Source organism: Clostridium folliculivorans (assembly GCF_024341905.1).
In the GTDB taxonomy this organism is placed as follows: Bacteria; Bacillota; Clostridia; order Clostridiales; family Clostridiaceae; genus Clostridium_AR; species Clostridium_AR folliculivorans.
Map to the genome: position 1 here is coordinate 1 of NZ_BQXY01000007.1, position 25,445 is coordinate 25,445.

Genomic DNA, 25,445 nt, shown 5'->3' on the forward strand with positions numbered 1-25,445 from the left:
TCGTCCTGAGCCAGGATCAAACTCTCAATTTAAAGTTTAATCATAGCTTACTTACTTAGTAAGTCTTTTTTCAAAAGAATTGCTGGTTTAGTTTAAGTCTAGTTTTAGACTTTGTTTATCTTCTCTGTTTAATTTTCAAAGACCAAGTTTATCTTTGCTGTTTTTCTGACAGCTTTTATATCTTACCACCGTAAGATTTTCTTGTCAACACATTTTTTTGAACTTTTTTAATTTATTTAAAAATCTTTATTCAAAAGTTTGTGTTCATCACTACAACCTTGTCGCAGCGACGTGTTTTATAATAACATGTGTCTTATCTTGTATATATCTCAATTTCAGCCAAATATGTGTATTAGACTTAATTTCCTATGTAATACTTAAAAATAATAAGTATTTCTTATATTGATACACCAGGCACTGTTTCTAAGTATACAGATCAAATATGCCTCATATACTGAATAGTTAATATAACTTTTCCTCGATAATTTCTATATTATAGATGAATATATCCTACCTTCATTATTTAAAAAACATAATAATAATCATTTTTATTATTAAATATACCTTGATTCATAGATATTTTTATAATTTAACGTTATATATTTTAAACAGCTTATCCAATTCTTAAGATTTTCTTAAACATTGTTCAGTACCTTGCATTATACAATACCGTTTCATATACTATAGATATAAAGAAGCTATCCAATAATTAGAAAACCAATTTCTTAATGAATATAGCCTATTCATTAAGTACATTAGATAAAAAAGTTGTTTTTAAGATATTTAAAATTAATAAAGAGGTGATTTAGTGAATATACAGTTAAAGAAAGGTGTTTTGGAACTATGCGTACTTTCTGTATTGGCCAGGAAAGATTGTTATGGGTATGAATTAGTAAACGAAATATCAAAAAACATTCAAATATCAGATGGAACTATATATCCAATACTAAGAAGACTTACAGAGGAAGGTTACTTCACAACTTATCTACAAGAATCTCAAGAAGGTCCGCCAAGAAAGTATTACAGACTAACAGAACTCGGGTACAAGACAAAGCTAGAATTAGAAACAGAATGGTTTAGCTTCTCAAAAAGTGTAAATATGATTATTAAGGGGGAAAATCCTGATGGACAAAAATCAATTTCTTAATATACTTTCAAACGGATTACTTGATTTTCCTGATAAGGAACGCAAGGACATACTTTATGACTACGAAGAACATTTTGACGTAGGCTTAGCACAGGGAAAAACTGAAGATCAAATAATAAACGAATTAGGAGATCCTCACGCTATCGTAAATCAATATAGAAGTAGTACAAATCGAAACTATTATAACGACACCCAAAGCAGCCAAACTTACAATAATAGCAATGTTAATTCTAATAACAAGGCCTTGGCTATAATACTGATAGTATTATTATTACTTTTTAGTCCAGGAATACTAGGAATAATAATTGGAATCCTTGGAGGAATGATTGGTTTAGTTGCTGGAGCTTTTGGAATAGCTATAGCTGGTCTTGCTGTTGCCCTAGGCACTACTTTCGGTTCAGTTTTCGGTATATTTACCATTCCTACAGGTATTGCCGCTTTACCTGCAACTGCTTCTTTATTAATCGGTATAGGAACTTTAGCTCTAGGTATATTGTGCACTATAGGATGCTTCTACCTAATCAAAGCATTTGTAATGCTCATAATTAAATTTGTAAAATGGATAATATCCGTTTTCAGATAGGGATGGTGATAAAATGAAAAATACATTTATGAAAAGATTTTGTATAATGTTAGCAGCTATAATGTTAATATGTTACGGTTCAGCAGCTATAATACTGAAGTTATCTAATTTTAGTATTTCACAATTAATTAATAACGGTAATGACTTTTCTTTTAATATTAACAAAGGGTTCAATTTTAGCACCGGCTTTAATAAATATAATTATGATCTTAATGACGAAATCAATGAAAGTTTAGACGGTGTAGACAACATTCAATTATCTTTTGTAAGTGGTGATATAGTATTTCACGAAAATAATGAAAATAAAATTAAAGTTACTTTGTCAGGTAGTCTGCGAAGTAGCTCTGAATTAACTGCCCCAAAACTTCAATACTCTAAAAATGGATCTACTATAAAAGTTTCCATTCAAAAAAGTTCTTTTTTCGGAAGCTATTCATTAAATTCAAAGGTAGATATATATCTTCCTAAAGATTACTCGAAAAATCTTTCTGTATTATCAGTATCTGCAGATATACTTCTGTCTGATAAAAAGTTTACTAATCTCGAAGCTGTAACTACATCTGGAGATATTAAACTATCTAATATCACAGTAGATTCTCTTAATGTAAAAACAGTTTCTGGTGATATGTCTGGAGCTAATATAACAAGCAACAAGTTTGTAGCAGATGCTGTTTCAGGCAAAGTAGATTTTGATAATTTTGAAGGAGTTACTAAAGCTTCAACTATATCAGGGGATATAACTATAAAGTACGCTAATTTGATAGGTGATATCGATGCTCATTCAACCTCTGGAGATATGAGATTAGGTTTACCTGATAGTAGCTCGTTTACTCTTGATTCCTCATCTACTTCAGGTGATATAAATAGCAGATTTTCTCTAAACAACACCTCTTCCGGTAAGAGAAGCCTAAGCGGTTCTTATGGTAATGGAACTAACAAGTTATCTCTTCATACAACTTCTGGAGATATAACATTAAATAAAAATTAGTATTTTTATAAATTTTAAAGATTGCATATATGAATGTACCATTTCGTAATGAATTTCGGATCGAAGTGGTACATCTTTATTTATGCAGTCTTTTTATTGTATAGGAAAACGATTTTTTTATGCAGGCTAAACCTGAAGGTTTTAATAGCTTTACAAGCCTTTTAAGAATATATAGTAAAAACCAAAACTTATTCTCCTACTAGACTTTCCTTGCATATAATTATTTTTTAGAAGAAAAATAAAAAATATATAGATTTTTTAACAAACTCTTGTTAAAATATACACAAGCAATAATAATTATTTGTAGATAATTTATATTTATTATATGGAGGAAAATAAAATGAAGGTTGCAGTTATAGGTTGTACTCACGCAGGTACCGCAGCAATAGTAAATACAGCAAAGAAATATCCTGATGCAGAAATAACAGTGTATGAAAGAAATGATAATATATCATTTTTATCTTGTGGGATCGCATTGTATGTTGGAGGAGTAGTTAAGGATCCTCAGGGATTATTCTATAGTTCTCCTGAAGCATTAGCAGAACTTGGAGTTAAGACAAAGATGTCCCATGATGTTTTAGATATTGATTTTGATGCTAAAAAGTTAAAAGTTAAAGATTTAAATTCTGGTGAAGAATTCGAAGATTCTTTTGATAAACTAATCATTACTTCTGGTTCATGGCCAATAGTTCCTAAAATTGAAGGTATTGATTTATATAACATACTTCTTTCAAAGAACTTCTATCATTCAAACACAATCATAGAAAAAGCTAAGAAAGCAGATAGAATTGTAGTAGTTGGCGCTGGTTACATAGGTGTTGAACTTGTTGAAGCTTTTGAAGCTAACGGAAAGAAAGTTACTCTAATAGATAGTATGGATAGAATTTTAAGTAAATATTTAGATAAAGAATTTACTGATACTGCTGAGATGGCTTTTGCTAATCGTGGAGTTAAGCTTGCTTTAGGTGAAACTGTAAGTAAATTTGAAGGTGAAGATGGAAAAGTTACTAAGGTTATAACAAATAAAGGTGAGTATGAAGCTGATCTTGTTATCTTATGCATAGGCTTTAGACCAAGTACTGATTTATTCAAAGGAAAATTAGATACGCTTCCAAATGGAGCAATTATAGTAGACGAATATATGAGAACAAGCAAAGAAGATGTTTTCGCTGCTGGTGACTGCTGCTCAGTAATCTATAACCCAACTGGAAAAAGAGAATATATCCCTCTAGCTACAAATGCAGTTAGAATGGGTACATTAATTGCAAGAAACTTAGTTAAACCAACAACTAAACACCTTGGAACTCAAGGAACTTCAGGCATAAAGATTTATGAATACAATATTGCATCAACAGGTCTTACAGAAGAATCCGCAAATGCTGCAGGCTTTAATATAAAAACAACATCAGTCACTGATAATTACAGACCTGAATTCATGCCAACTTTTGATTCCGTGACAATAAAAGTTGTTTATGAAGCTGATTCAGAAGTAATACTAGGTGCTCAACTTATTTCAAAGACAGACTTAACTCAATTAATGAATACTATGTCTGTTGTAATTCAAAATAAAATGACTATTGATGAACTTGCATTCGTAGATTTCTTCTTCCAACCACATTTTAATAAACCTTGGAGTTTGTTAAACATAGTAGCATTAAATGCTAAATAACCGTTAACTAGTATCACAATACTTGTTCTTAATTACTGTGTTGAAATTCAGTGGTCACGCATCCGATGCTTTAATGAGCTTATGCATAACCACTGAATTTCAATAATAAATATTATAACAATAAGAAAACAGGTATCTCATTTCTGAGATACCTGTTTTTTTATTAGCTTAATCTTTTTCTTCTTATAATAACAGCACCACCAGCTATTGCTAAGATTCCAAATACTATAAGTATGTTAGAATCAATAACTGAGCCAGTTTTTGGTATTGTTGCTGGAGTACTAGTCGAAGTTGTTGTACTTCCACTATTAGTGGTTGAACTACTTGTAGTTCCAGTATTAGTTGATCCTGTATTAGTATTACCAGTGTTTGAACCTGTTCCTGTGTTTGGCTTAGTTGGATTTGTAGCCGCTACCTTAACTTCACCATTTAATGAAAGGAAGTAATCACTACAATGAGTTATTGTTATATCTACATAATATAATGAACCCTTCTTATATGCAGTTAATGCATCCCCCACTTTATCCACACTCTTAGCATCAGGATTATAATGATATAAATATATAGGTTTTGATATATCAATTTTTGAAGTATCAACCGGTAATGAAACCACTGCTTTACCTGGTAGATTTCCTTCAAACTTAAATGAGAATATCTGAGAATTACCATCTAATTTCTTAATTGCATCCGCACTTGGTGCAGTAGCATTAAGGCCTAAATCTACACTAGTTTCTGTATTAGTTATATCCTTACCATTAAATGTCCAAGTTACAGCTCCTAATGGAGAGCTAGTATTAAAGCTTGCAAGTACATCTGCACCCTTTAATGCTTTAAATATTGAACTTGAAACTGTTGGTACATTTGTTGAATCTACAGTGATCTTATCTCCTGGTTTTGATTGATCAATCAAACTATCTATATACTTAACTAATGAAGTTGTATCAGCAGTAGTTTGAGCAGTAAGAACGAAACTAATATCTTTTACCGTTGCATTGCCAGTTTTATCAGTTGCAGTGATAGTCAACTTATGATTTCCTAGTGATGAAATAGCAGTAGTTCCATCATAACTCTTTCCATCAAGTTCTAACGCAATGGCAGCATCCTTATCAGTTGTTACCTTTGGAGTAATTACTGTATTAATATAAGTCTTACCATCCTCTACTCCTGAAACAGTTATTACAGGTGATGTTTTATCTATATTTGATATATCTATTGAAGATATAGTAGAATTTCCTGCATAATCTGTTACTTTAGCATATACTTTTCCATTACTTACAATCTTTATAGCATCGCTATAAGGTAAGTAAACATTATTATCAAAACTATATTCAACTTTATCAATATCTTTATCAGAAGAATCAGTTGCTATAGTCACATTAACATCCTTATTAGTTAGCTGAGTATTACTTACCTTCAATGTAGCAGCCTTTGGTGCTACCTTGTCCTTAACTACATTAATGATATCTTGTGTTGTATTTCCAAACTCATCAACAAGTTCAACTTTTATGATACTCTTGTCACTTGTTAATGGTACCGCGTAGCTGAATGGCTTATCTGGTGCTTCACCTGTCGCTGGGTATCTATCATAGGATAAAACTGCATTTCCATTTACAAATAAGCTGTATCCAAAAGTATTATCGTTAACTAATCCTTTTAATGTAATACTGTCTTGATTAGTATACACATTTCCATCAGCTCTAGCCACTGGATTACTTACTACAAGTTTTGGCGCAGTTGAATCATATAATATTTTATATGAATAATTAAATACTACTGTACCAGTATTGTCCTCAGCGTAAACTTTAACTATATTATTCCCTTGGGCTAGTTTAACATCTGCACTAAATGTTAAATCATCTTTTACAGTAACATTTTGATCATTAATCTTGAACACAGGAACTTTATGGTTTACCTTACCTGTTACCGTATATATATCCTTATTTGCATCCTTTGGTGTAAGAACAGCGAATGATGCTAAATTGTCAAAGCTTAATTCAAAAGGATCAGAGTTAACTGAAGATATAACCGTTAAATCCTTTTCTGATACATTTTGATAAGAATCTTCTGCCAATATTTGAACTAAAGTATTTCCATCAACACCAACATTAGCCGTGAAAGTTCCGTCTCCGTTTATTTTAACTGGAACATCATTTGCTGTTAATTTTATTGTTGATGCATCATTTACCTTACCGCTTATTGCAATATTATGCTTATCAGTGTAAATATAGCCATCACTTGATGGAGTTGGTGAAGTAATGCTTATAACTGGTTTTATAGTATCTACAGAAACACTATAATTTTGATTATAAACTTCAGTTCCATTCTTATCTTTTGCAACTATATTTATAGTATTATTACCTTCCTTAAGAGTTACTTCTTCATCGAATAATCCATCAGTATCTAAAGTTACTTCTGAACCATTAATAGTTAAAGTTTTTACATCTGTCTGAACTTCTCCTGCTATTTTAATTTTATTTGTGTTAAATTTATCGCCATTTTGTAGATTAGCTAGATAAACTTCAGGCACTGCACCTGTTTTTACATCTATTCCGTTTATCCCAACATTAGATGCATAATCTGTACCTGCTATCATTATTGAATTAATAGTATTATCCTTTAATTGTAGATCAATTGAAAAGGTATCTTTATCCAAAGCAACCTCTGCCATTTGCTCATCACTTAATACTTCTCCATTAACAGCTATTGCAAATATTCCATTAGCTCCAGTATCATTATCTTTTACTTTCCATTGAAGCTTATAAGTTCCAGTAGGAGCCACCTTAGCTGATGTAATTTCAATTCCAGGTGCTTCACTATCAATTTTTACTGGTAAATCTACAGATTGAGTTGTTGAATTTGCAATATCTGTAGTAGTATTAGCCCTTATATAGTACTGTCCATCTGGTGCAGTATCATATTTACCAGTCTCTGAATTGTATAATGTTCCATCCCAAGTCCCTTGATTATCTATAGTCCCTAGAACACTCTTCGCTAACTCATCTTCTAAAGTATTTTTGACTATTTTATTTTCAGAAGATATTGTTCTTAATACCTTTTTATCTTTATCTAATACTTGTACCTGCAAGGTTTTAGCATTTCTAAGCATGTACAGGTTAGGAGTAACAACATGGTTTTGCCCTGAATCACCTTGTGAGAATGCTGCATTTTTCTTATCCATATTGCCATATCCATCTAATGCATATGCAATAAAGCCTGAAGCTGAATTTATTCCAAGACTTGTTGCTGGTATTCCAAAATGTCCTAAAATACTAGTTGAATCTCCAAATGGATCATCTATAGTTTTTAACGCTGACCAATCTCCATAGAAGCCCATATAAGGAACAACTAATTCTGGTGCATTAGAAGAAGCAAATTTTATGAAGCCTTCTACATAGTTTTGTTTAGTAAAGTTATTAGGTAAGGTTATTGTAACTGTAACTTTTGCAGTTCCACTTGCAGGAACTGTTACTTTACTTACACTATATTTTATACTTGCACCACTAATAGCTTTTTCTGATGGTACTGCAGTTTTAGAGTTAGTAACTTCTGTAAGCACCCCAGTATCGCTTAAATCATAAGTGTAAGCGTCCTTGCCATAATTAGTTAGAGTAAGGTCAAAAGAAGCAGTTTGTCCAATTTGTCTTAAGGCAACTGCTGCGTTACCATTATCATCTGTGATAGTAACTTTATTCTTTATAGCTGACTCTATTTGAATTAAACCTGCTCCTTGTCTTCTAGGAGAATAAGGAACCTTATTATTATACTTATCATACTGAACTTTTGCTGTATTTATAGTAGTCTTTTTAGCTAATTCAACTAAAGCTCTTCCTGTAATATCAGGATTATTTGCCTTAATAGCTTCTACTATCAATGCTTCTGAACCTGCTACATGCGGTGAAGCCATTGATGTTCCACTCATTGATTGATACTTATTATCATTAGCCAAAGACCATATATTTCCTCCAGGTGCTGAAATCTCAGGCTTAAAATCTAATTCTGGTGTTGGTCCCCAGGATGTAAATGCTGATAAATCATTTGCATTTGGATTAACTACTGTTGTATATTTGTCATTAAAGTTTACCAAAAGTCCTTTAGCTATAAGATCTTTTAGCTTTGCTCCAGAAGAGTAAGATACATTTATACATGGAATAGTAACTCCTGGTTTTGCTGCAGTAGTAGGAATAGAATCATCACCTTCTGCATTATAGAAAATAACTCCTATTGCTCCTGCTTTTTGAGCTGCAAGTTTTTTATTTCCAAAAGTACCGCTAACTTTTTGAACTAAAGCAATTTTCCCATCTAATCCTTTGCCAGAGAAATCATCTCCTGTTTCCTCTATAGTATTATTGCCTTGTCCACAATCCACTAGCTGATATCCTGCTTTACTTGTTAATACAGTTATTGGATCAAATTCACTCTTAGAATAAAGCATAAGTCCGGAATCGCTTCCAGCATTAAAATCAAAAGCTGGTCCTGTAATATTTGTATTCTCATAAGAAGCTACAGTAATCGCATCTTTCGATACTCCTGGACTTCCTACAGTTGCCGTGTCAGGTGTTCCAAATAAATTTAAAGGTGGCACATTGTTTGCCGAATCACCTGTAGATGTAGCGGAATTTCCTGCTGATATTACTACAACAGTTCCATTATCAGTTGCATTTTTTACTGCTATTTGGGTTGGATCATTTGCATCTTGAAATCCTGCCACTGAGCCTAAACTCATATTTATTATATCTGCACCATGAAGAACTGAATCTTCTATGGCTGCTATAATATCATCATCATATGCACTTTTACTTCCAGGATTGTTTGTAAATACTTTCATAGCTAAAAGCTGAGCTTCAGGTGCTACACCTCGTACAGTGCTAAATGTATCAACTCCTGACTCTTTACCATTAGAAGCTACAATTCCTGCAACGTGCATTCCATGCATTTCAGTATTTGGATTTTTATCAATAACATCCTCTGTACCATCTGCAAAATTGTATCCATAAGGAACTTTTACAGAATAGAACTTTCCTGGTCCTTTAGGAGTTGTAGATGTTATTTTTGCTTTTGAAGGATCTGTTATAGTAAGATCTTTGTGAGTATAGTCAATACCTGTATCCACAATTGCAACTACCATTCCTTCACCTTTATACCCCAAGTCTTGCCATGTGCTATATGCTTGTGTCAATGTATCAGCAAACTTCATATCTGGATAATATGTTTTTGACTCTGTGACACTCTTAACACCTGAAATAGAACTGATCTTAGAAATATTAGATCTCTTAGTTTCAATACTAAATCCATTAACTAAGTAACCATAAGTTCTTCTTACCTTGGTACCAGTGATACCTTGGACCTTGTTTATGATTGCTGATTGAGAATCCTCAACCTTTTGAATCGCCCCTGTTACTGTCTTATTATTTATTGGGCTAGCTGAAGAAATTCCCTTAGCATCTCCCTCACTTGCTGCCTTACCATCTAGCTGCACTATAACCCTTACTACTTCATTAGGATCTTTACCGTTAATTTTTTTGGTATCATCCTCTTTAGTGTTTGCTAACTTGTCCACTACATTGCTAGAAGTATTAACTTTAAGCTTCTTCTCTGCATTCTGCTTTTTAATACTTTCAATCAATTGCTGCTTAACTTTATTAGCATCTGGCTGATCTGCTGCTTTAGCTTGGATACTACCTATGTTGGTAAAGAAAGATGCAAAAAGTAAAAAAGCAACCAACAAAGAAAGTATCTTCTTATTAGTTTTTCTCAATATATTACCCCCTTTTAATTTATAATAGACTATTATAAAACCTCATAATAACTTGTATTAAAGGTCTTAATCTGCACTTCAAAATGTAAGTTATAACCCTCGCAAACTTTCTATTTCTATGTATAAAAGGTTGCTTTATGGAAATAAAGAACATTTATAGTACATTACAACATTTTATTCCATATTTTACTAATTATCAATACTTATTTCTTTTCTAGGTTATTTTTATTAATTAATCAATGAAATCGATACAATTTTAATACTTTTTACAGTATTATTGTTTTTTATAAAATTATTTTATTTAGACAACCATAAAAAAACTGCTGATGAGCCTTTCATTTGTTAACTTTTTTTGCCAGATCCCTTCCCTAAGCGTATGTAATGAAACCATTGCAGTTAATAAAGAATAAAAAAGCAACCTCATAAAGGTTGCTTTTTTACTAGTAAGTCCATAATGTTGCTTTATTTAGTTGCACTTTGTTGTCTTTAGCTATAAATCTTATATTCTTACTTTCTATACTTGGGAATATTCTTAAAGTAAACACTTCTTCTCCATCATTTATAAATATCTCTAGAGAAGACCTATCTGAAAAAATTTGAAGTTTTAACTTATTACTGATATTTAACTTACACTGCCTTTTACCCCCAAGATACTTTCCTGAACTAGTTCTATCTACAGTAAATAAATTAGTTTTAGAGCTGAAGTTAAGTAGAGTGTATTCCGAATCATCAGCGGAGCATCTTAATTTAATTCCTATATCTTGAGATTCTTCTATATCAAACTCCAAAATTAGTTCATAAACATCACCGTAAAAATTCTCTAAAGTCATTTCACAATTGTTAATATCTACATTTTCCACTGAAACTTTTTCTTTTCTTAGTTTTTCTAATTCTTTTGGAACTCTCTGGTATAGCTTTTCTTCCTTAAGCTCAAGTATTCTAGGTAGTGTAAGCATATGCATCCATCCAAAATCCTTAGTTGGTTGTTCCTCTTCTTCTGGCATCCCCATCCAACCATACATTACTCTTCTTGAAGAGTAGTCTTCACAACTCTGCGGCGCATAAAACTCAAAACCTCTGTCTAACTCATTAAAGCTTCCATGCTCCATAGCTCCTGTCCTATAATCTAACTTACCTGTAAAGTATCCTGCTTGATATCTATTGTTGTATAATATATCTTGCTCTTTAATACCTTGAGGACAAGTTATTAATACGTCCTTATCACCAATAGAAAATAAATCAGGACATTCCCACATATATCCCATAGCTTTGTTTCCATTTATGTTACTGCCCGAAACTACTCCAACTAACTCCCAATCCCTGAGATTCTCTGATCTATATAATAACACTCTTCCTTCTAAATCATCAGTTTGAGCGCCTAAAAGCATATAAAACAAGTTATTTTCTTTCCACACCTTAGGATCTCTAAAATGTGCTGTATATCCTTTAGGCTGAGATTTTATTATTGGATTTTGCATATTCTTTTCTATGTTAATACCATCTTTAGAGCTGGCCATACACTGATAGGATTCTCTATTCCCTTCAGAGTTCTTTACATTTCCAGTATAAAAAATCCTCATTTCATCGTTATATTCTATTGCACTTCCGGAATAGCATCCATGGGATTCATACCAGTTTGCCGGTACCAATCCAACTCTTAAATCTTCCCAATTCACTAAATCTTTAGATCTTAAATGGTACCAGTATTTTAAGCCATGGTTTGTTGAAAAAGGATGCCATTGATAAAACAAATGGTAGTACCCATTAAAGAATACAAATCCATTAGGATCATTAAGTAGTCCTACTTTTGGAGCTATATGAAATACAGGTCTATAATAATCACTTTCAACTACACCTATTTTTTTATCAATTTCTTCTAAGGCGCTGTCTATTAATTTCTTTTCTTCAATCAATATGGATCACCTACCTAAAATCATTAACTTCTTGTAATGTTGGTAAAGCTGCTATTGCTCCAAGCTTAGTGCATACTATTGCCCCTACTTTATTTGCGAAAGCTATTACCTCTTTCATCGTATCAAGGTCTCTCACACTAACCTTAGGCTCTTCTACAGTCGCTAATCTATATAAAACCGCTCCTACAAAGGCGTCTCCTGCTCCAGTTGAATCTATAGATTTTATATTAATGCTCCTTATAATATCAACAAGACTTCCATCTGTAATCATAGTTCCTTCTTTTCCTAGGGTAACTGCTACAATACTATTTCCAATTAAAGCGATTTCTTTTGCAGCCTCTTCTACATTACTTTTCCCTGATATAAGTAATGCTTCTTCATCGCTTACCTTTACAAAATCCGCATGCTTCATGCACCATCTAGATACTTCAACAAACTCTTTAGTTCTTCCACGCCAAAGGTCAGTTCTGAAGTTAGGATCAAAGGAGATAAACGTACCTTTAACCTTAGCTTTTTCCATTAGTTCAGTATAAGTTGCTTTTAAGCTGCCTCCTAATAAAGCTGTTGCGGAGCCAAAATGAATTATCTTACCATTAATAACTTCTATTTGTTCTAACTCACTTAGCTCATAATTTTCATCTGCTCCCCTATTAAATATGAAGTCTCTTTCCCCATTGTCTTTTAAAGAAACAAATGCCAAGGTTGTATTTTGCTTTTCTATAAACTTCATGTAGGATGTATTAACTCCAACAGCTTTAATCGTGTCCTTTAAGAACACACCAAAGGAATCAGCTCCTACACTTCCTCCAAAATAAGCACTTCCCCCTAGCTTTGCAATGGAAGCAGTTACGTTTGCAGGAGCACCTCCTGCTTTCTTGATAAAATTGCTCCCCTCAATCAAACTGCTATTTATATCAGAGCTAATAAAATCTATAAGCAATTCCCCTATGCAAAAAATGTTATTCATAAAATCATACTCCTTATTAAACAAAAGATTAGTTACAGTAATTTACATTTAATTTTATTATATCATAATTGAATTTGTAAACGTACGTCAATTATCATTGAGGTTTATTGCCCCATATCTCAATAATACAATCTTAAAATACATACGATGTTTTAAAATGAAGGTTATATATCATAATTAAGCATGCACCAATTTTAGTGCATGCTTAATCAATACTAAATTGTTATCTTTATAATCTCTTCTAAACTATTTTTATAGCCTTCGTTTGTAACATTAATAGAAGAAAAATCATCAGAATTTGTTATGATTACTGGAGTAATTGGTGAAAAGTTATTTTTCTTTATAAAGTCTACATCAACTTCTGCAAGTAGATCTCCTTGCCTTACTATATCTCCACTCTCTACATAAACCTTAAAGCCTTCTCCATTTAACTTAACTGTATTGATACCTATGTGAATTAGAACTTCTGTGCCTTTTGATGAAGTTATTGCAATAGCATGCTTTGTATCAAATACTGCTGATACTGTACCACTTACTGGTGCTACAACTTTTCCTTCCTTAGGATATATAGCAATACCCTTTCCTATAACTCCTGAAGAGAATGTTGCATCTGGAACATCCTTCAGTTGAACAACATCTCCAGTCATTGGGCTTTTTACAACTTCTATCACTGACTTCTCAATGTTATCTTTTTCGTTTTTACTGCTTTCATCTTCTTCTTTAAAGCCTAGTATAAAAGTCACTATAAATGCTCCCCCAAAAGCTATTAGCATCCCAATGATATAATTAATCATTGTAGAACCTGTTACTAAAGCTATTCCCGGTATGCCAGTTACCCCTATTCCACTCATTCCAACTTTCATTAAAGCAACATAGCCACCACCTAAGGCACCACCAATTGCCGCTGCTATAAATGGTCTTACTAACTTTAAGTTAACTCCAAATATAGCTGCCTCTGTAATTCCTAGTAAACATGAAACTGATGCGGGCATAGCAATGGCTTTCAGCTTCTCATTTTTAGTCTTAAAATATACTGCAAGCGCTGCACCTCCTTGAGCAACATTTGCCATTGCCCATATTGGTAGTAAGAAGTTAACCCCTATAGCCTTGTTTGCTATTAGTCCAGCTTCTACTGCATGGAAGCTATGATGAACTCCTGTAATTACTATGGTTGAGTACAATCCACCAAAAATTAATCCTGCAATCGGTCCTGCTGTGTTATATAAGCCTTGTAATCCAAAAGATATTCCATCACCTAAAAATCTTCCTAACGGTCCTATTATCATAAATGAGAAGAATCCAGTTATCATCAAAGTTAAGAAAGGAGTAAGTAATATATCTAGTACATTTGGTACTACTTTTCTAAGTCCTCTTTCTATATATGACATAATCCAAACCGCAATAAGTATTGGGAGAACTGTGCCTTGATAACCTACCATCCCTATATTAAATCCAAGTATATTTATATACTTTTCGATTCCGCCTCCAACATTCCAAGCATTTTGGAGATTTGGATGTATTAATATTCCGCCTAGCGCTGCAGCTAAAAATGGATTAGCCCCAAACTCCTTAGCCGCTGAAAATGCTATAAGCACAGGTAAGAAAACAAAGGCAGCATTTGAGAACATATCAAGAAGCTGGAATACTCCACTCTTTCCTTCTAGCCAGCCAAATTTTGTACACATACCAAGAACCCCCATAAGAAGTCCTGATGCAACTATTGCTGGTATAATTGGTACAAATATATTGGATAACATTCTTGCAAATCTTTGTAGAGGATTCATCTTCTTTGTAGCAGCTTTTTTCTGATCATTGATTGTTGATTGTTGAATTGATGTTCCTTTTATAAGCTCTTCATAAACTTTATTAACTGCTCCTTGCCCTATTATAACTTGGTATTGTCCAGAGCTTAAAAAGGCTCCTTTTACTCCATCTAAATCTTCCAATTCTTTTGTCTTTGCTAAAGAATCATTATTCAGAACAAATCTTAATCTAGTAGCACAGTGTGTAACACTTTCTATATTCTTCTCTCCTCCTAAAAGAGGTACGATATCTAAGGCTAATCTTTTATAATCCATTGATTCATCCACCTTCCTACATAAGTAATGTAAGCTTAAATTTTAATTTTTAAACAAAAAAAATAACCTAAACTGAAGCAATTTATAGATACTAGATTTATCAGAGCATCTAGTCTACTATTGCTACAATTTAGGTTTTGCCTGCAGTTGTATATTTTTTCTTTACCTTATTATGTGATAGCTTTTTAAGTTCTTTCTTTGCTATCAACACTATAAGGTAAATCTGAATTTAAACTCAGTAACAATCCTAAAGCTTCTATTTAATTTTAGACCTAATTATTCTTAAATTTTCTAAAGAATACAGTTAGCTTAATGAACCTGAAACATATCAACTACTATTTCAATAATAGTTTACGTATTACTTGCAACTGATTTGTCTTTAGTAAGTCTTTGCACATGAAGTACTAGATATACCATTTCTTCACTTGTTAGCTCGTAATCATAAGTAATTTTTATATAATCCCTTATCTTTTTTACGCAAAGATATGATTCATTATATTTATCCTTTACCACTTCATACAGGCTATCGTCTCCTGACAATTCTTGCTTCTTGCTAAACATTCTTTGTGCAAAAAACTTAAGGTGGGTTACAAATCTATGAAAACTCAAAGCTTCCTCATCAACATCTATCTTATAATGATACTTTACTATGCTCAAAATATCTTGTATAAGCTTTGTTATATTCATAGTGTTTGGCATACTTTCACCAAGTGTTGCATTAATTATGTGTAATGCAATGAATCCCGCCTCATCTTCTGGCAAATCAACTCCAAGCTTATATTTAATATAATTAATAGACCATATGCCTATAGAATATTCTTTTCTATATATTCTTTTTATCTCCCATAACATTTCATTTTTTATCGGTAAACCCTTTTTCATTCTTTTCATTGCAAAGTTTAAATGATCTGTTAGAGCTAAAAAGATTACATCTTCAAATTTTTTCTCCAATGTCTTTTCTGCGTATTTTATAATGTTCCTTGATATCTCCACATATTCCATAGGTGTTTCATTTAAGAGACTTTTAAAGCGTTCAGATGCATTTTTACTATCTAGTTTAAATATCTTTTCAATCTTTTTTTCTTCAATTTTATCACCAAACACTTTTTTAAATGCAATTCCCTTACCCATTATTACTTGCTCAATACCATCTTCATCAATAATTGTAACAACATTATTATTTAAAATCTTTTCTATTTTCATGTTATCACTCCGGAGATTGTATTTTATCAACTCATACCCTATTAAGATTGATAATAATAGCATCTTTTATATTCCGCGGAAATATAAAAGACCTAAATTAAAATATGCTGGAAAAACATACTTTAATTTAGGTCTTGCCTACTATGTAGTAACAATCCTAATTAGTTTATTTGATTATGATTTAATTATATCATCGCTGTAAACATTGTCAAGCTATTTTTAAAACTCTCATGGCTTCTGGTGAGAGAATTTAAAAATAATATATTTTATTACGAAGTGGTACATCCATAAACGTATATTTTTCTATTTATATATTTTTATATTTATAAAACTACAATAATATCCATTTAGTTGCAATATCGTAGTACTTTATGTAGACTTATCTCGCATTATAAATATTAAATATTAGTGAATGTAACACACTAAGGGTTTAAATTTTTGTCGTACAAGCCTATACTGAAATTAGGAAACATATTATAAGATGTTATTTATATAGTTCATAACTGGATCATTAAGTTAAAGTATAATGACTCTAGTCCTTACTATTTTCAAAATTAACAATAGTTTGAGACTACACTAATGCATCTTTATATATAAAAAAACAATGTTACTAATAATACTACCATTCGCTGGTATAATAAGTAACTAGGAGGTCTAATAAATGAAAGCTAATCCTATTATAATAATTTCTCTAGATGGTCTTGGAAGAAAAGATTTTGAGTTTTTAAAAACTCTTCCTAACTTTAGTAAATTGCTTAGTTCAAGTTCTTATTCCTATAAGGTTAACAGCATATATCCATCACTAACTTATCCAGCCCATGTGTCAATTGTAACAGGTAAAAAGCCTGCTAATCATGGTGTAATTAACAATATATTATTGCAACCAGGCGTGGAATCCCCTGATTGGTTTTGGTTTAAATCTCAGGTTAACTGTGATACTATTTATGATCTAGCTAAAAAGGAAGGCTATACTACCGGATCAATTTTATGGCCTGTAACAGGTAAGGCAACAATAGATTATAATATGCCTGAAATTTTTGCAAATCGTTGGTGGTTAACTCAACCTATGATATCTTTATACAGTGGAACACCGTCTTATCAGCTTTTAATGAATTTTAAATATGGTTATCTCAGAGAAGGGAAGAAGCAGCCTCACCTAGATAATTTTTCTACTGAGTGTGCACTTTATCTATTACAAAAAGAGAAAGTTGATTTTCTAATGGTTCATCTTACTGATGTGGACACTAATAAACATCATTATGGCACAGAAAATGATGAGGTAACTAATGCTTTAAGAAGACATGATGTAAGACTAGGGAAGATTATGGAGATTCTAAACACTCATGATTGTTATAAACAATCTACTATAGTTGTTTTAGGCGACCACTCTCTTATGGATACAAATAAGGTTATAAAGTTAAATACTTTATTTTTAAAAGAAGGTTATATAACTAAGGACGAAAAAGGAAAACTTCAAGAACCTAAAGTTTACCTAAATAACTGTGATGGTTCAGCCTATATTTATATAAAAGATAATGATATGGAATTGAAAGATAAAGTCATCAAGTTACTTAAAGACTACTCAAGTAACAACGATAATTGTTTAGAAGAAATTCTAAGCGGAGATGATTTAAAAAACTTAGGAATAGACAACAATTGTGCAATTATGTTAGAAGCTAAAAACGGCTATTATTTTTCAAATGATTTAAATGGTGAAACTATAGAAGAAGTTGGAGAAAAGTACGACAAAGCAACTCACGGTTACTCACCTTTTAAAGATGATTATCAAACTTTCTTCTTAATAAGCGGAGAGAATATTAAGAAAGATTTTGATATTGGAGAAATGAGCTTACTAGATGAAGCTCCAACTTTATCAAAGATAATGGGTACTGAACTTCCTTCTCCAGATGGAAGAGTACTCAGTAACATCTTTAAGACTAAGAAGTAATTAATTCAACCTATGTTTAGTGTTATTGCTGAAATTAAGTGGTTATGCAGGAGATGCTATATGAGCGAGCTATTAGAATTAAATGATTTTCTCAGATGGAATGGCTCTAAAAAATCGCTAATCGTTCTTTATTAGTGATTTTTTTACGCATCTGCCTTTTCTGAACGTATGTGAAGAAATTCTGGCAGGCGATATATTTCTACTTTTTACTTTTTAATCAGATAGCATTTTTATTTTATTAAATATAAGATATGAAATATTTATAGAATGCATGGATTATTAAAAAGTAAAACTGTACTGTTCGAACGTAGTGAGTTTACAGTTTTAGCCATGGAATATGATAAAATCATATTAATTCTTTGCGTAAGCTCATTAAAGCATTGGATGCGTGACCACTTAATTTCGCTTCATTAAACATAAAGAAATTAAAAAGCACCACTGCAAAGCCTCCTGCTAAGTAGTGATGCCTTTTCCTTTTTATAATTATTAATAATTCATGTGTGTCATAAAATCATAAAGAATAAAATAGGTTTTATGACACGTATAAATTATTATAATTTCAAGGTTATCTAGAGGTGTATCAGTTCGAACCGAAATGTATTTTTAAAACTCTCACGGTTTCAGGTGAGATAATTTAAAAATAATAAATTTTATTACGAAGTGGTACATCTATATTCTAGTAAATATTATATGTTTTACGCCTTCAATTGATACTAATTTACAGCTTACTCCATAAACTTCTTCTATATTCTTAACATTTATAACATCTTCTGTATTTCCATAATCGAATATTTTGCCGTCTTTCATTATCACTGTATTATCAGTGTAGGTCAAGGCCAAGTTTATATCATGAAGTACAGCAATTATGGTTTTTCCTGAAGCTCTCAGCTTGTTTAGAATATCAATAATTTCTAACTGATGCTTTATATCCAAATTAGATAATGGTTCATCAAGTATTATGCACCTACTATCCTGTGCTATTGCTCTAGCAAGCAGTACTCTTTGTCTTTCGCCTCCACTTATTTCTGTAATCAGCTTATCTTTTAACTCAAAAACTTCAGTTGCTTCCATTGCCTCTTTAACTTTTTTTATATCTTCATTTGTCTCAGTTCCAAGAAAGCTTATCTTATTGTTTCTCCCCATCATTACTACATCATAACAAGAAAACTCCATTTCAAGCACTGTATCTTGAGGCACATAACTTATTATGTCAGCAAATTCTTTAGCTCTTATCTTATTAACATCTTTATTTTCAACAAGAACTTTCCCTTCAGAAGGACTTAGATATTTTATAATGTTTTTTATTAGAGTTGTTTTACCACTTCCATTTGGCCCAACAATAGAATAAAACTTTCCTGCTTCAAAGGTTAAATCTATATCTTTTAATATAGTTGCCTTATTTACATCATATTGTAATTGTATGATATCTATTATAGACATATTCACGCTCTCTTTCTTTTCCAAAGAAGATATATAAAAAATGGAGCTCCAAAAAGGCTTGTAATTGCTCCAACAGGTAATTCTGTTGGAGATAGTAGTATTCTAGCTAAGGTATCACAACCAAGTGAAAATATACCTCCTAAAACAAAAGAAAAAGGAAACAGTTCTCTATGATTTGCTCCAACAATAAGCCTTGCAATATGAGGTATCATAAGTCCTATAAAACCTATTACCCCACTTACAGAAACTATCACAGCAATCATAATTGAACTTACCACAATAATCAGTTTTTTAATCTTATCTACTTCTACCCCCAAAGAATATGCACCTTCATCTCCAGAAGCTATTATATTAAATTGTCTATAAAGTAACTGAAAACTAACTGATATAATTATAACAACAGGCGCAATAATCAATATTTGGCTGTATGATGCTTCATTAAAACTCCCCATAGTCCAATATATTATTCTTTCCATGGCTTCTCTATGTAAAATCATTGAAAGTGATATAATTGAAGAAAACAGGAAGTTTATAGCAACACCTGCAAGTAATAGTGTGTTTGTTGGAAGCTTCTTCCCCACCTTTGCTATGTTATAAACTAAAAGTAGCGAAATAAAAGCTCCTAAAAAAGCAAGAATTGTGGTAAAAGCCATACCGTAAGTTTCTAATCTAAAAACAATGGAAATGGTAGCACCTACCGCTGCTCCAGAAGATACTCCAAGAACATAAGGATCCGCCATTGGATTTTTAAATATCCCCTGAAAAGCAGCTCCACTTACCCCAAGTCCTGCCCCCACTAGAGCTGCCAATATTATTCTTGGCAATCTTATATTAAATATTATCTTTTCATATATTGAATCTATCTTAACACCAATTATTTTTAACCATATTAATCTAACAGCATCACTGGATTTTAACGATGATGAACCTACTGTGATAGAAGCTACTACTAAAACTAGCAGTAATATAAAAAATACTGCTAGTAGTCTTTTTTTCTTCATTCAAATACCTCTTAAAAAGCTTCTGGATGTAATATTTTTGCAAGTGCCTCTAAGCCGTCTGCTTGTCTTGGCCCTTGTCTAACCAACATATTATCGTCTATTTCAAAAACTTTGTTAGCTTTAACTGCAGAAAGATCTTTATATCTATCTGCTTGTATAAATCTCTTTTTAGCATCATATTTATCAGATAATATTATGACATCTGGATTATTCTCAACTATTTTTTCAAAGCTGTAGTTCCATCCCTTAACATCCTTAGCTATATTATCTCCACCTGCTTTTTCTATAAGCTGGCCAACAAAAGTATCTCCACCTGCTGTGAAGTCTTGTTTACCAAAGTCTACAACATAATAAAGTTTAACCTTCTTAGAATCCTTTATTTTTTCTTCAACCTGTGAAACTTTTTTCTTCATTCCATCTACTATCTTTTGTCCATCATTTTTAACTCCTAGAACTTCTGCTGTATCTAAAATATTCTTATATGCTCCATCGAAATTATCTTCTCCATAAAGCACTGCAACCTTAATTCCAAGATCCTCAAGCTTTTTAAGCACTTCCTTAGAAAAATGAGCTCCAGCTATTACTAAATCTGGTTTAAGCTCAGTTATTTTTTCAATATTAGGATTTTCTAACCCTCCGACTTTTTCTATCTTAGAAACTTCAGCTGGGTAATCATCATAGTCTGATCTTCCTACTAAAACGCTTTCCTTCTTTAAGGCAAATATGGTTTCTGTAGCACCTGGTGATAAAGTTACTACCCTTTGTGGTACCTTATCTAAGGAAACCTCTCTATTATATGAATCAGTTATTTTTATACCTTTAACTTCTTCTTTTTTCGTTTCACTCTTTGTGCATGCCATTAGTGAGAACGTAAATACTAACGCAATTATTATGATTGATAACTTCTTTATATTTTTCAAATCTTGTTCCTCCTGAAATTCGATTTATTTATTTAAAAATTCCAAAATAGCGCTGTCTTCGTATACAGTGAGCATACTATAACAACCATGATTAATATTGAATTTATAGAAACCTTCATAATTAAATCCTAAAAGCTCACATAATATTACTTTTATAGTACCACCATGAGCTACTATTGCTATATTGTCCTCTTCATCTGATACTTTTATAATTTCCTTAATTTCTTCACTTACCCTATTATAAAAATCCTTGAAGCTTTCTCCTTCAGGAAATTTAAAAATTCTAAAATCATCTATGAAGCTTTGAAACTGTTCACTATAATTTGTGCTTATATATTTATAATCTTTACCATCCCAAACCCCAAAGTTTATCTCATTGAAGCTCAAGTTTTCTTCAAAGTAAATTTTACTACTTGAAAAATCAAAAATTGCTTCAGCTGTTTTTTTTGCTCTTTCCATTGTAGAATAGTAAACCTTATTTACATTCATATTTTCTAGCTTACTCTTTAGCTTTAGATTCTGTAGTTTTCCTTCCTCACTTAAGGGATAATCCTTAACTCCTTGATATACGCCCTTATGATTACCCTCTGTCTCTCCATGTCTTATTAAAATAAGCTTCATAACATCTCCTTTATGACCACTTAATTTCAATGCTACTCTTAAACATGATCTAATATATATATTTAAATTAAACTTTGTAATAAACAAAAAACTATCAATACAAGCACTTCATTTAACTCAACGCTTGCTCCTAAGATATCTCCTGTTATGCCATCTAACCTCTTTTCGATATACAACCTGAATAATATTGTAAAAATATAGCCTACTATTATAACTATAAGTCCATAAGTTCTTCCCACAGCTAAAGTTATGATTAAGCCCAAGGCCAATGCTATACTAAAGGTTAGTGTAGAAATCTTACCTATAAACAAATCTCCTAAGCCTTCTTTCTGCCTTGCATATCTTCTTTTATACATCAAAAGTGTAGCTAAAGTTCTGCTAATTACTGGAGAAATCAAAAGTACTGAGTATATGTTAACCTTTGAAAGCTCTTGAATTGCTGCAAATTTTAAAAGCATCAGTGCAATAAGCGCCAGCACTCCAAAAGTCCCAACCCTGCTATCTTTCATAATTTCAAGAATTTTATCCTTACTTCTACCTGAAAATATCCCATCAGCAGTATCACTTAACCCGTCTAGATGCAGACCTCCGGTAACAATAATGTGTGATATCATAGCAAATACTGCTGGCAGCATACCATGAAATACCTTGCTTGTAATTATATATACAAATAAATCTATTGCCCCTATTATGAGCCCTACTAAAGGAAAGTATCTTACCGCATCCGCAAAATCCTCTCTTTTCACTTCTAAACTTAAATTTATAGGTATTCTAGTCATAAATTGTATGATCAAAATAAACTTCTTCAATTTATTCCCCCTTAATCCTTACAGGTATACCTGACACCACTAGATAAACTTCATCTGCTTCTTTTGCCAATCTTTGATTTACTCGTCCAGCTATATCTCTAAATTCTCTAGATAGCTTGTTTTCTGGTACTATTCCACTTCCAACCTCATTAGTGACTACAACAACCTTACAATTAAAACTTCTTAGCCCTTTTATTAAGTTATCAATCTCAAAGATAACTTTCTGTTCAATTAAATCATAGTCATCATTACCATCGTCACTTAAACTTTCTAGTAATATATTAGAAATCATTATGGTTATGCAATCAATAATTACTCCATTATAGGCTATATTTTTACCTGATATCTTTTCAAATTCAGCTTGAAAATCTTTATAACTTTCTAGGGTATGCCAATGGCTTGGTCTGTGATCTCTGTGTTTCTTAACCCTAGCTTTCATTTCCTGATCAAAAGGTATTGAGGTTGCAATATATAAAACTTCTGATTCATTTTCAAGTATTGACTCTCCAAAAGAAGACTTTCCACTTCTTGCACCACCGGTTACTAACGTAATCATATTTTTTCCTCCCAAAGCCCTTTATAATCATCTAAATCTACATTACCTTCTTCAAAGGTTGACATTTCATTCATTATTTTTGTAGAAGCTTCTAATATATTGAAAGCTAATGGGCATCCAGATCCTTCACCTAATCTCATGGATAAATCTAATATGGGTTCTAAGCCTAACTCTGATAGAACTAAGTTATATCCTTTTTCCATTGATATATGAGACGGAAACATAAAATCTTTAGTGATATTGTTTATTCTATAAGCTATTAATGCTGCAATTGCAGAAATGAATCCATCTATAACTACCGGTATCCTATACTTTGCTGCACCTAGATATACTCCTACAAGCCCAGCAATATCAAAGCCTCCAACCTTATGTAAAACCTCTATTGGGTCTTTAGAATTAGGGGTATTTACTTCTAAAACTTTTTTTATAACCTTCTTTTTCTTTTCAAAGGCTTCATCAATAAGTCCTGCTCCCCTGCCTACAGCTTCCTCAATAGAGCAACCGGTTAAGGCTATTAGTATTGAAGAGCTAGAAGTGGTGTTTCCTATCCCCATCTCCCCCGTGCCTATAAGGTTATAACCTTCTTTTTTAAGGGTTAAAACTAAATCAATGCCTACTCTAATAGCCGTAAGAGCTTCTTCTCTCGTCATTGCTTCGCCTTTAGCAATATTTGATGTACCCTTCCTTATCTTACGGTTTATTAGTTCACTATGCTTTATTTCTTCATTAACACCTATATCTACAACCTTTAAATCGCAATTGTTATGTCTTGCTAAAACCCCTACTCCTGTTACCCCTTTTATGAAATTTACTGTTTGAGTTGCGGTAACTATTTGCGGAGCTGAGGCTACACCCTCTTCACATACTCCATTATCTGAACACATTATAATTACTGCTTTTTTTGTGATATGGTTATATAATTCACCTGTTATTCCTGATAACTTTATAGCCATTTTCTCAAGCTTTCCAAGACTACCTATAGGCTTTACCAGATTATCCATTCTTTCTTTGGCTTCAATCATAGATTTTTCATATAGTGGCTTTATACCTTCTAATAAACACGATTCCTGCATATTAATCCTCCCCCAGCTAAGACTATTTATCCATGGACTTTACTTTCCTTTACAGCAAAAATAAAAGACCTCCCTAAGGAGGCCTTTATAATTACTCTTCGAATCACTATATCTATATTAAAATAAATAGATAAAACTACTCTCAATATTAATAAAGCTATGTTTACATGAAGTATCTTCATATCCGCATACAAAATGTTCTTGTCTTGTTAACAATATAAATATTATTAGCGTTGTATTGAAGTCTAAATATATGCAAACCTCCTCAACGAAATAACTTTATATCAGTAAACAATTGCTCTATTAACAGTAATTCTTCCACCCCGGAAAATTAGCTTTTCTTATGGCAGGTTTTCTGGCTTTGAATCATCCTACTTTCTGCTCCTTCCCAAGCTCCTTATATAGATATATCAGTTCGAACTAAAAACTATTTTCAAAACTCCTCTGGGTTCTTAGAGAAAAATTTGAAAATATAAATTTTATTACGAAGTTGTACATCCATAGACATCTAAACTTCAACTACAAACTATACCTGCTAAAAGTATAAGCACTGGTATACTTTGAATCTATTAGATAAACATCCTTAACTCAGTGGATTAAAACTTAAATATCATAAGTTTTAGTGCAGATTTTGTCATCATCACAGTAACGGGGGCTGCAAAGGTCTTTCACCTTTTTCCCTTTTAACTTTTATTGAACAAATGTATTTGCCCAACTAAAGCACCAATAAGAACTTATTAAATTGTCAACTAAATTATAGTATTCATATTTATT

General features: G+C 32.0%; 17 protein-coding genes and 1 riboswitch. Of the genes, 5 read left to right on the forward strand and 12 right to left on the reverse strand.

Annotation, left to right across the window (positions count from 1 at the left end):
* The first annotated feature begins 808 nt into the window (after positions 1-808).
* The 4 genes from OCU55_RS17740 to OCU55_RS17755 all read left to right on the forward strand — a co-directional run bounded on the left by OCU55_RS17740 (position 809) and on the right by OCU55_RS17755 (position 4,387).
* Positions 809-1,147, forward strand: coding sequence for a PadR family transcriptional regulator (locus OCU55_RS17740; RefSeq protein WP_183275721.1), 339 nt, complete (start codon positions 809-811; stop codon positions 1,145-1,147).
* Positions 1,125-1,730 (forward strand): DUF1700 domain-containing protein, encoded by a 606-nt coding sequence (locus OCU55_RS17745; protein ID WP_261853633.1) that lies wholly within the window; start codon positions 1,125-1,127, stop codon positions 1,728-1,730. The genes OCU55_RS17740 and OCU55_RS17745 overlap by 23 nt, the downstream gene beginning before the upstream one ends.
* A 13-nt stretch (positions 1,731-1,743) precedes the next feature.
* Complete coding sequence (locus OCU55_RS17750) at positions 1,744-2,718, forward strand: DUF4097 family beta strand repeat-containing protein (protein ID WP_261853634.1); 975 nt, start codon at positions 1,744-1,746, stop codon at positions 2,716-2,718.
* 340 nt (positions 2,719-3,058) lie between these two features.
* On the forward strand, positions 3,059-4,387 hold the full coding sequence (locus tag OCU55_RS17755; protein WP_261853635.1) for an FAD-dependent oxidoreductase: 1,329 nt from the start codon (positions 3,059-3,061) through the stop codon (positions 4,385-4,387).
* Between the two features lie 163 nt (positions 4,388-4,550).
* Here OCU55_RS17755 and OCU55_RS17760 read toward each other — a convergent pair whose 3' ends face one another.
* The 5 genes from OCU55_RS17760 to licT form a co-directional block, all read right to left on the reverse strand.
* Entirely contained in the window at positions 4,551-10,142 is a 5,592-nt protein-coding gene (locus tag OCU55_RS17760; RefSeq protein WP_261853636.1) for a S8 family serine peptidase, read from the reverse strand.
* Between the two features lie 440 nt (positions 10,143-10,582).
* Positions 10,583-12,055, reverse strand: a complete 1,473-nt coding sequence (locus OCU55_RS17765) for a glycoside hydrolase family 32 protein (protein WP_261853637.1) — start codon at positions 12,053-12,055, stop codon at positions 10,583-10,585.
* A gap of 10 nt (positions 12,056-12,065) precedes the next feature.
* The gene (locus tag OCU55_RS17770) at positions 12,066-13,022 is read right to left on the reverse strand and encodes a carbohydrate kinase family protein (protein ID WP_261853638.1); all 957 of its coding nucleotides are present in this window, start codon (positions 13,020-13,022) and stop codon (positions 12,066-12,068) included.
* Positions 13,023-13,237: 215 nt separating this feature from the next.
* Entirely contained in the window at positions 13,238-15,100 is a 1,863-nt protein-coding gene (locus tag OCU55_RS17775; RefSeq protein WP_261853639.1) for a sucrose-specific PTS transporter subunit IIBC, read from the reverse strand.
* Positions 15,101-15,451: 351 nt separating this feature from the next.
* Positions 15,452-16,303: a BglG family transcription antiterminator LicT gene (licT, locus tag OCU55_RS17780; RefSeq protein WP_261853640.1), complete on the reverse strand. Its 852-nt coding sequence runs from the start codon at positions 16,301-16,303 to the stop codon at positions 15,452-15,454.
* 661 nt (positions 16,304-16,964) lie between these two features.
* Between licT and OCU55_RS17785 the strand changes: the two genes are divergently transcribed.
* On the forward strand, positions 16,965-18,251 hold the full coding sequence (locus tag OCU55_RS17785; protein WP_261853641.1) for an alkaline phosphatase family protein: 1,287 nt from the start codon (positions 16,965-16,967) through the stop codon (positions 18,249-18,251).
* A gap of 669 nt (positions 18,252-18,920) precedes the next feature.
* Here the strand turns inward: OCU55_RS17785 and OCU55_RS17790 are convergent.
* The 7 genes from OCU55_RS17790 to cobT form a co-directional block, all read right to left on the reverse strand.
* Positions 18,921-19,691, reverse strand: coding sequence for an ABC transporter ATP-binding protein (locus OCU55_RS17790; RefSeq protein ID WP_261853642.1), 771 nt, complete (start codon positions 19,689-19,691; stop codon positions 18,921-18,923).
* A gap of 2 nt (positions 19,692-19,693) precedes the next feature.
* Positions 19,694-20,692: a FecCD family ABC transporter permease gene (locus OCU55_RS17795; RefSeq protein WP_261853643.1), complete on the reverse strand. Its 999-nt coding sequence runs from the start codon at positions 20,690-20,692 to the stop codon at positions 19,694-19,696.
* A gap of 11 nt (positions 20,693-20,703) precedes the next feature.
* Positions 20,704-21,612 carry an ABC transporter substrate-binding protein gene (locus OCU55_RS17800; protein WP_261853644.1) on the reverse strand — a complete coding sequence of 303 codons (909 nt, stop codon included), beginning with the start codon at positions 21,610-21,612 and terminating at the stop codon, positions 20,704-20,706.
* Between the two features lie 24 nt (positions 21,613-21,636).
* Positions 21,637-22,233: an alpha-ribazole phosphatase gene (gene cobC / locus OCU55_RS17805; protein ID WP_261853645.1), complete on the reverse strand. Its 597-nt coding sequence runs from the start codon at positions 22,231-22,233 to the stop codon at positions 21,637-21,639.
* Between the two features lie 62 nt (positions 22,234-22,295).
* Complete coding sequence (gene cobS, locus OCU55_RS17810; protein ID WP_261853646.1) at positions 22,296-23,042, reverse strand: adenosylcobinamide-GDP ribazoletransferase; 747 nt, start codon at positions 23,040-23,042, stop codon at positions 22,296-22,298.
* Between the two features lies 1 nt (position 23,043).
* Positions 23,044-23,598: a bifunctional adenosylcobinamide kinase/adenosylcobinamide-phosphate guanylyltransferase gene (gene cobU / locus OCU55_RS17815; RefSeq protein ID WP_261853647.1), complete on the reverse strand. Its 555-nt coding sequence runs from the start codon at positions 23,596-23,598 to the stop codon at positions 23,044-23,046.
* Positions 23,595-24,671 (reverse strand): nicotinate-nucleotide--dimethylbenzimidazole phosphoribosyltransferase, encoded by a 1,077-nt coding sequence (gene cobT / locus OCU55_RS17820; protein WP_261853648.1) that lies wholly within the window; start codon positions 24,669-24,671, stop codon positions 23,595-23,597. Before cobT ends, cobU begins: the two co-directional genes overlap by 4 nt.
* Positions 24,672-24,999: 328 nt before the next feature.
* A riboswitch (cobalamin riboswitch) is annotated at positions 25,000-25,414 on the reverse strand.
* Positions 25,415-25,445 lie beyond the last annotated feature (31 nt).

Coding starts and splice junctions, on each gene's coding strand:
- OCU55_RS17750 (WP_261853634.1), top strand. CDS start 1,744: ATGAAAAATACATTTATGAAAAGATTTTGTATAATGTTAGCAGCTATA.
- cobC (WP_261853645.1), bottom strand. CDS start 22,233: ATGAAGCTTATTTTAATAAGACATGGAGAGACAGAGGGTAATCATAAG.
- OCU55_RS17795 (WP_261853643.1), bottom strand. CDS start 20,692: ATGAAGAAAAAAAGACTACTAGCAGTATTTTTTATATTACTGCTAGTT.
- licT (WP_261853640.1), bottom strand. CDS start 16,303: ATGAAAATAGAAAAGATTTTAAATAATAATGTTGTTACAATTATTGAT.
- OCU55_RS17755 (WP_261853635.1), top strand. CDS start 3,059: ATGAAGGTTGCAGTTATAGGTTGTACTCACGCAGGTACCGCAGCAATA.
- cobU (WP_261853647.1), bottom strand. CDS start 23,598: ATGATTACGTTAGTAACCGGTGGTGCAAGAAGTGGAAAGTCTTCTTTT.
- OCU55_RS17745 (WP_261853633.1), top strand. CDS start 1,125: ATGGACAAAAATCAATTTCTTAATATACTTTCAAACGGATTACTTGAT.
- OCU55_RS17785 (WP_261853641.1), top strand. CDS start 16,965: ATGAAAGCTAATCCTATTATAATAATTTCTCTAGATGGTCTTGGAAGA.
- OCU55_RS17770 (WP_261853638.1), bottom strand. CDS start 13,022: ATGAATAACATTTTTTGCATAGGGGAATTGCTTATAGATTTTATTAGC.
- OCU55_RS17775 (WP_261853639.1), bottom strand. CDS start 15,100: ATGGATTATAAAAGATTAGCCTTAGATATCGTACCTCTTTTAGGAGGA.
- cobT (WP_261853648.1), bottom strand. CDS start 24,671: ATGCAGGAATCGTGTTTATTAGAAGGTATAAAGCCACTATATGAAAAA.
- OCU55_RS17790 (WP_261853642.1), bottom strand. CDS start 19,691: ATGTCTATAATAGATATCATACAATTACAATATGATGTAAATAAGGCA.